General features: G+C 67.1%; 7 protein-coding genes. 3 read left to right on the top strand and 4 right to left on the bottom strand.

The genetic code is table 11. The annotated features are described in order from the left end of the window. The first annotated feature begins 324 nt into the window (after positions 1 to 324). Both ACFYYN_RS42465 and ACFYYN_RS42460 read left to right on the top strand, forming a co-directional pair. Entirely contained in the window at positions 325 to 1,530 is a 1,206-nt protein-coding gene (locus tag ACFYYN_RS42465; protein WP_500550058.1) for an IS110 family RNA-guided transposase, read from the top strand. A 380-nt stretch (positions 1,531 to 1,910) separates the two neighbouring features. After that, positions 1,911 to 2,786, top strand: a complete 876-nt coding sequence (locus ACFYYN_RS42460) for an RNA polymerase sigma factor SigF (RefSeq protein ID WP_500550057.1) — start codon at positions 1,911 to 1,913, stop codon at positions 2,784 to 2,786. Between the two features lie 207 nt (positions 2,787 to 2,993). On the opposite strand, the gene ACFYYN_RS42455 is transcribed toward ACFYYN_RS42460, so the two are convergent. Further along, the gene (locus ACFYYN_RS42455) at positions 2,994 to 3,650 is read right to left on the bottom strand and encodes a HemK2/MTQ2 family protein methyltransferase (RefSeq protein ID WP_500550056.1); all 657 of its coding nucleotides are present in this window, start codon (positions 3,648 to 3,650) and stop codon (positions 2,994 to 2,996) included. 53 nt (positions 3,651 to 3,703) lie between these two features. Further along, entirely contained in the window at positions 3,704 to 4,375 is a 672-nt protein-coding gene (locus ACFYYN_RS42450; RefSeq protein ID WP_500550055.1) for an HAD family hydrolase, read from the bottom strand. Positions 4,376 to 4,815: 440 nt separating this feature from the next. On the opposite strand from ACFYYN_RS42450, the gene ACFYYN_RS42445 reads away from it, so the two are divergent. Next, entirely contained in the window at positions 4,816 to 5,304 is a 489-nt protein-coding gene (locus ACFYYN_RS42445; RefSeq protein WP_500550054.1) for an SPW repeat protein, read from the top strand. Between the two features lie 279 nt (positions 5,305 to 5,583). On the opposite strand, the gene ACFYYN_RS42440 is transcribed toward ACFYYN_RS42445, so the two are convergent. After that, positions 5,584 to 5,961: a hypothetical protein gene (locus ACFYYN_RS42440; RefSeq protein ID WP_500550053.1), complete on the bottom strand. Its 378-nt coding sequence runs from the start codon at positions 5,959 to 5,961 to the stop codon at positions 5,584 to 5,586. Then, a complete protein-coding gene (ctaD, locus tag ACFYYN_RS42435; protein ID WP_500550061.1) occupies positions 5,958 to 7,688 on the bottom strand; it encodes an aa3-type cytochrome oxidase subunit I in 1,731 nt (576 codons plus the stop codon). Before ctaD ends, ACFYYN_RS42440 begins: the two co-directional genes overlap by 4 nt. Positions 7,689 to 8,005: the final 317 nt, after the last annotated feature.

The following is an 8,005-nucleotide window of genomic DNA, read 5'->3' as shown; positions in this document are numbered from 1 at the left end:
TCAGCGGTCAGGCCCCCACCCTGCGCATACCGCATAGCAACGGCATACCGCAGGGATCACCACCCGTCACCACCCGACGCCCACACGAAAACCTCCTTACGTTGTTGGTGGGTTGATTCCGGTCACTCGTAGGATCGGGAGACCCAGGGATGCTGGGTGTGGCTGTCAATCTCATGCCGCACGAGTGGCTTCTACTGATTGGCCGCCCGGCGTCCCGCGACGACTCGGCCACTGATTGGGATGCGCGCGGCACGATCGCTTGGTAAGGACACGCTGGCGAGGTCGTCTGCTGGAACCGGATCTGGAGCGACTTCGGAGGTGGCCGTGCCTGAGCTGTGGGCTGGTACGGATGCGGGCAAGGCCGAGCACCACTGCATGGTGATCGACGCCGAGGGCAGGCGCAGGCTGTCGCGGCGGGTGGCAAATGACGAGGCCGTGTTGCTGGAACTGATCGCGGATGTCCTTGCGCTGAGTGAGGGTGATCCGGTGATCTGGGCGATCGATCTCAATGCCGGCGGGGCCGCGTTGATGATCGCTCTGCTGACCGACAATGGGCAGCAGGTCCTCTACATCCCCGGCCGGACCGTCCACCATGCCGCCGGCTCCTACCGCGGAGACGGGAAGAGCGACGCGAAGGACGCCTTCATCATCGCGGACCAGGCCCGCATGCGCCGCGATCTGCAGTCCATGCACCGCGGTGACGACATCGCCGTCGACCTGCGCATCCTCACCTCGCGTCGGCTCGACCTTGCCGCGGACCGCACGAGGGCGATCAACCGGATGCGAGCACGGCTGCTGGAGTACTTCCCTGCCCTGGAACGGGCCTTCGACTACAGCACTTCCAAGGCGTCCCTGGTGCTGCTGACCGGCTACCAGACACCCGCCGCTCTGCAACGCATGGGCATGAACCGCCTCGCGACCTGGCTGAGGAACCGCAAGGTCCGCAACCACCAGCTCGTCGCGGCCACCGCCGTCCAAGCGGCCGAGGCCCAGCACACCGCCGTCCCCGGGGAAAAGCTGGGGGCGGCGGTGGTCGCCAGGCTCGCGAGGGAGGTGATGGCCCTCGACGAGGAGATCGCCGAGACCGACGCCCTGATCGAGCGCCGATTTCGTGACCACCCCTATGCCGAAATCATTCTGAGCATGCCCGGCCTCGGGCCCGTCCTGGGCGCCGAGTTCATCGCTCACACCGGCGGCGACATGAACGTGTTTGGCAGCCCCGACCGCCTCGCCGGTGTCGCCGGCCTGGCGCCCGTTCCCAAGGACTCCGGACGGATCAGCGGCAATATGCGCCGCCCCCGCCGCTACTGCCGCCGCTTGATGCGGGTCTTCTACATGTCCGCCCAGGTCGCCGCCCGGTGCTGCCCCACCTCGAAGGCGTTTTACGACCGAAAACGAGCCGAGAAGAAGACCCACAAGCAGGCCGTCATCGCCCTCGCCCGCCGCCGTCTCAACGTCCTATGGGCACTTCTGCGCGACGGTCGCCCCTTCGAGAGCAGCCCACCACTCCCCGTTGCCACCCTTGACTGAGGGAACTACAACCAGTCACGAGCCAGGCGTTGACAACCACATTGGGAATCAGTAGGTGGACGGTCCGCGGCAGTCCGGCAGCTTAGCCGTACCTAATGGCCAGGTCGGCCGGATCTCCGCGTCGGCGACCGTTTGAGAGTGCAGTTGATCACGAGTGCTTTCATGCGGCTCTACCTACCTCCGGTCAAAAGCTGCGTCCCGGAAAAGTGCCGGAGTCACTCTCCCGGTCAGCGCCGGCAACGGGCCGACGGGCCGACCATGGAACCGGTCCCCGAACCGCGAACCGCGGCGGACATCGCCTCTGAGTGCCGGCTTGGGGCAGCCGTCCCGGGGTAGCCGAATGGCGTCTTCGGGGCAGGACACCACGGAGGGCGGGGCACATGACGACGTTAGACCGGGCGGACCGAACAGCTCCGCGAGGCACGGCGGACCGCACACGCAGTCGTGCGCTGGAAGACGCGACGAAAGTCGCGCCGGGTGACGCCCGGCAGTTATCGAAGACGTTCTTCAGCCGGATGGACGTGCTCGAGGAGGGGACCGCCGAGTACCAGTACGTGAGGAACACGCTCATCGAGCTCAACCTCTCGCTGGTGCGCTTCGTCGCCTCGAGGTTCAGTAGCCGCGGGGAGGAGATGGAGGACATCGTCCAGGTAGGGACGATCGGGCTGATCAAAGCCATCGACCGCTTCGACCTGACGCGCGGCGTCGAGTTCACCACCTTCGCCATACCCTGCATCCTCGGCGAGATCAGGCGCTACTTCCGCGACACCAGCTGGGCCGTCCACGTGCCACGCCGCCTGCAGGAACTGCGGATCGAGCTGGCGAAAGCAGTCGACACGTTGACCCAGACTCTCGGCCGGGACCCTACGGCCGCCGAACTCGCGGCGCACATGGGGGTGGGGGAGGGCGAAATACGCCAGGGCATCATCGCAGCCAACGGCTACACGGCGGGGTCCCTGGACCTCGCCCTCGACTCCGACGACGAGGAGAACGGGAGCCACGCGGACTGTCTCGGTGCCGTGGACCCCGCGTTGGACGAGGTGGTGAACCTCGTCGCTCTCCGGCCGCTCATCGCCAGGCTCAGCGACCGGGACCGGCGGCTGCTGCAGATGAGGTTCGGCCAGGAGCTGACGCAGGCCCAGATTGGCGCCACTCTCGGGGTTAGCCAGATGCACGTGTCCCGCCTGCTGGCCCGGGTCCTGGCTCGCCTGCGTAGCCGGCTAGACAACGCGGATGAACGAAAGAGGCTACTGTAGGCGCGCCGAACGGGCAGCCCGAGTACCGGGAGGGAATCTGTGCCGGTGACGTCCGGGTGTGCCGGCGATGGCTGGTGTCGCACCACGGGTAGGTGCGGCTGCGACGGCAGGCGCGGACAGCCACGACGAAGCGGTCGGAACGCACGAACGGGGCCCTCGATCAGGATCGGGCCGTCCCGGGTGATCGTCACGCGCGTCGGCGCCGGTTCACCGCTCACGTTCGGCACGGATCACCACCAGCTCTTCCTTGTCTTCCCCCGCGGCTATCAGACCTTGGGCCTGCAGCCATGCCGACCGGTCGCGCAGCACGGGACCGAAGGGGATGTACCGGCGCTCGGTGACCGCGGCCCGCAGTCCGGCGTGACGCAGCCGGCCCAGGGTGCGCTCGACACAGCAGAGAGCCGAGTGGACCAGGAGCAGGACTCCTCCCGGGGCGAGCAGCGGCGGCACGTCGGAGCAGATGCGGTCCAGCAGCGCGCGGCCGTCGGACCCCGCATCCCACGCCAGGGCGCGACCGCGGGTCGGTAGGTCCGCCTGCGGCGACGGAACGTACGGCGGATTGGCCGTGATGAGGTCGAAGCGGTGGCCCGTCACGGGTGCGGTGAGGTCGCCGCGCAGGACCTTGACGCGCAGGCCGTTGAGGCGGGCGTTGAACCAGGTGGTGCACACCGCGCCCAGGGATGTGTCCACGGCGGTCACCTGCGCGGCGCCGCGCTCGGCGGCGGTCAGGGCCAGCGCGCCGCTGCCCGTCCCCAGATCGAGGACTTCGGTGCCGTCGGCGAGAGGCTCCCGCTTCAGTGCCTCTTCGAGGAGGAGCGTGTCGTCCTGGGGGCGGTACACCCCCGGTGGGCACAAAAGCCACATACGACACGACTACCCGCATGTCCGCGGTCAAACGGGCGGGTCCACGAGCGAGGTCATTGCCACATGGGACTGCTGTCGAGGGAGGTCAGCATGTCGCGTGGATCACGGTGCACTGCGGCGGCGCCTGCCTCCTCCAGTTCAGCGCGGCCAATGCCGCCAGATAGGAGCGCCACGCAGGGCACCCCCGCCTTCCCTGCGGCCTCAATGTCCCACACCGTGTCTCCCACGAAGACCGCTCGGTTTGCGGGTACGCCCGCTCGTTCCAGGGCCTGCGCGACCAGGTCGGGCGCCGGCTTGCTCGCATCGACGTCGTCCTTGCTGGTGGCGTCCGCAATGACGTCGTCGGCGTCGAGGGCTGCCCGCATCACGGCGAGTTCCTTGCCGTCGGCCGACGTGGCCAGGACGACCCGGAAACCCCGGGCCGCCACCGCACGCAGCAGGTCCGCGGCACCGTCCAAAGGAGCGAGCGCGGGGCCGTAGGCGCCGTACAGGGCCTTGTGGGCGCCGCTGATCGTGGCATCCTCGCTGCGGTCGCGCTCCCTGCCCAACAGGCGCTCCAGGAGATGGTCGGACCCCATGCCGATGCAGCGGTGGATGTCCGCCATCGACACCGTGTGCCCGGCCTGCCGGAACGCCTCCCACCACGAGACGGCGTGGAGGTAGTTGGTGTCGACGAGAGTGCCGTCCATGTCGAACAGCGCGGCGCGCTCTGCTCCGTCCCCCATGATGACCGCTCCTTCCGCTCGGCTACCGGAGTTGTCCACGCCAGGGCGGCTACCCGTCACCGCTGCGGATAGACGCACGCGTCCCTACGGCCGCAACCCCTCTCCGCCGAGTTGCATACGGAGATGCGCCTCAGCACTCTGCGGCAACAGCCAGCCGGATCACCTCGTGGCGCTGGGCGGTTGTCAGCCAGGGCAATGCGGTTGACGAAGCACTCAGCGGCCTCCCCGTCATCAGCCGGCCATGAACAACAGCGCCGGGGATCGTCGAGGCGGGAGCCGCGGCGCTTTCGCCTTGCGCGAAGCTTGCGTCCGTGCGTACTGGCGATGCGATCGGTGGCGAGATCGTCGCGCATCGTGTCTGCTCAAAATGACCAGACTCGGAGGCCTGAGTCCGGGTAGGCGGATACACGGAATGACCGAAATTGTAGAAGATGGTCTGTATGTCGCGCACACAACCCGGCATCGAGCAGCACCCCGATCTGCTGGAACTTCGCGCCGATTACGAGCGTGCGACCGCGACCCATCGCGGTCAGGCCATAGAGGCCATGGCTCTGCTCACTGGCGTCTATCTGGCCGCTTCACCGTGGATCGCGGGCTTCAACGCGCTGTTGGGCTTCAACGCGCTATCGACGATCGCCGTCAACAACCTCATCGCCGGTATCGCGTATGCCCTGCTCATGGGCGGGGTGGGGCGAGGTTTCGAGCGCACTCACGCCAAGGCCTGGGCTGCGGCAACCATTGCCCTGTGGACGATCACCTCGCCCTGGTGCGTCGCGGGAGATGTCAGCACTTGGCGCACCATCACAAACAACGTGATCGTCGGGGTGATCGGCCTGGCGCTCGCGCTCGCTGCCGCAGCAACGCGTCCCGGGCATGCTCACACCCAAGGCGACATGTCACACGCCCCTGGACCTATGAGGCATGGATGAACTGAACGGCCAGCGCGCGTCCGTTGGCCGGTCAACACGGCCAGGTTGATCGGCCTCGAACAGCACCTGCTCCTTTGACAGGGCCTGCCAACCCACCGGCTGGGCTGCGCACTGCACCTAGCGCGTCTCACCGGCTGCGGAGTCACCCGTCGCGCCGATGTCGCTGAAGCCCCCGGGGGCATGCGGGACGCGTTGATCGTGAGCGAGCGCGAGGGCGTAGCGGCGCAGGCGCCCGGGGTTGGTGTCGAGATCGGTACCACGGGGTTCGGTGAGCGCGGGTCAGTGGCCGGCGAAGATCAGTAGGAGTGGTACCGGGACGCAGACTGCCGCAGCGACCAAGGCGACCGCCACAACCCGCCGCAGGAGCCGCCTCCGCAACGCACTGTAGTGTCGGTTGTACTCACTGCTTAGCTCGCGCTCGCGCTCCGAGATGAGTGTCACCGCCGCACAGGTCTGGTCGAGGCGGTCGGCGACGTACAACCGGAGCACTTCTCTACGTTGCGCGGTAGTCAGCCAGGGCATGCGGTCGGCGAAAGTCTCGGCCGCGGCTGTGGCGTCGCTGATCGCGGCGTGCCACGACAGAAAATTCTCACATTGGGCGATGCCCGCAACGACCGTCGGACCGCCGTCCGCACTAGAGAGGCCGCGCCACTTCATGTCTGATCGCTCTCGCCGAGCGGCTTGGCCACTCCCATGCCGGGTTCGATGACGTCGCGGCGGCCGGCGTTCTGTTCCTGGTCGAGAGCGGCCACGTCGGGGTGGTGCAGGTCGAAGGCGGGGGATTCGGATCGGATCTTCGGCAGAGTGAGGAAGTTGTGGCGCGGTGGCGGGCACGAGGTGGCCCATTCCAGGGACCTGCCGAAGCCCCACGGGTCGTCCACCTCGACCGGGCGGCCGTAGCGGGCGGACTTCCACACGTTGTACAGGAACGGCAGGGTCGACAGGCCCAGCAAGAAGGCGGCGATGGAGGAGATGGTGTTCAGGGTGGTGAAGCCGTCGGCGGCCAGGTAGTCGGCGTACCGGCGGGGCATGCCCTCTGCGCCGAGCCAGTGCTGCACCAGGAAGGTGCCGTGGAAGCCGATGAACAGTGTCCAGAAGTGGATCTTGCCGAGGCGTTCGTCGAGCATTTTCCCGGTGAACTTGGGCCACCAGAAGTGGAAGCCGGCGAACATGGCGAAGACCACGGTGCCGAAGACCACGTAGTGGAAGTGAGCGACCACGAAGTAGGAGTCCGTGACGTGGAAGTCCAGCGGCGGGGAAGCGAGGATGACGCCGGTCAGGCCGCCGAACAGGAACGTGACCAAGAAGCCGATCGACCACAGCATGGGGGTTTCGAAGCTGAGGCTGCCCTTCCACATGGTGCCGATCCAGTTGAAGAACTTCACCCCGGTCGGCACGGCGATCAGGTAGGTCATGAACGCGAAGAACGGCAGCAGGACGGCGCCGGTGGCGAACATGTGGTGCGCCCAGACGGTTGCCGACAGGCCGGCGATGGAGATGGTCGCCGCAATCAGGCTCACGTAACCGAATACGGGCTTGCGGGAGAAGACCGGGATGACCTCGGTGACGATGCCGAAGAACGGCAGCGCGATGATGTACACCTCCGGGTGGCCGAAGAACCAGAACAGGTGCTGCCACAGCAGCGGCCCACCGTTTTCCGGGTCGTAGACGTGCGCGCCGAACTTGCGGTCCGCGTAGAGAACGAGCAGGGCGGCGGCCAGCACTGGGAACGCGAACAGCACCAGCACCGAGGTCAGCAGGATATTCCAGGTGAAGATCGGCATCCGGAACATCGTCATGCCGGGGCAGCGCATGCAGATGATCGTGGTGATGAAGTTGACCGCGCCGAGGATGGTGCCGAATCCGGACATCGCCAGACCCAGCACCCACATGTTGCCCCCCGCATACGGGGTGTGTTCGCCGCCGGACAGCGGGGTGTAGGCCGTCCAGCCGAAGTCCGCGGCACCCTGAGTGGTGAAGAAGCCGGCCACGGCGATCAACGACCCGAACAGGAACAGCCAGTACGACAGCATGTTCAGTCGGGGGAAGGCCACATCGGGGGAGCCGATCTGCAGCGGCATGATGGCGTTGGCGAACCCGGCGAACAGCGGCGTTGCGAACATCAGCAACATCATCGTGCCGTGCATGGTGAACGCCTGGTTGTACTGCTCGTTCGACATGATCTGGATACCTGGTCGGGCCAGCTCCGCCCGCATCAGCAACGCCAGCACGCCGGCGATGAGGAAGAACCCAAAGCCGCTGGCCAGATAGAGCGACCCGATCTTCTTGTGGTCCGTCGTGGTGAGCCAGTCGACGATCACCGCCCCGGGGCGGCGCCGCACCAGCGCCGCCTGCTCCTCGATCGATGTCACCTGCAACGACATGGATTCTCCGCCCTCGCTGTCGGCGCTCACTCGAAGCCCTATGCGCGTTCGCGCGAAAGTCTGCGACTGCGCAATCCACTTTGATAGCGGTCCTGGCCTCTGGGCGTCCCGAATTGGGCCGTAAGTGGGTGTGGCGGTCAATCATCCGCCGGTCTGGTTTCTGATAGCTCATGTGGGCGGCCTTGTCCGGTGGTGGCCGGTCGGCGGCGGCCCCCCCCCCCCCCCCGGGCCCCCCCCCCCCCCCCCCCCCCCCCCCCACCCCCCCCCCCCACACGGGGGGGAGTACTGAAACAAAGACCCCCCCCGGCGGCAACCCA

This window comes from Streptomyces sp. NPDC001902, from assembly GCF_042891295.1.
In the GTDB taxonomy this organism is placed as follows: Bacteria; Actinomycetota; Actinomycetes; order Streptomycetales; family Streptomycetaceae; genus Actinacidiphila.
The sequence above is the reverse complement of the archived record's forward strand: the minus strand, read 5'-3'. Positions and strand labels throughout refer to the sequence as shown.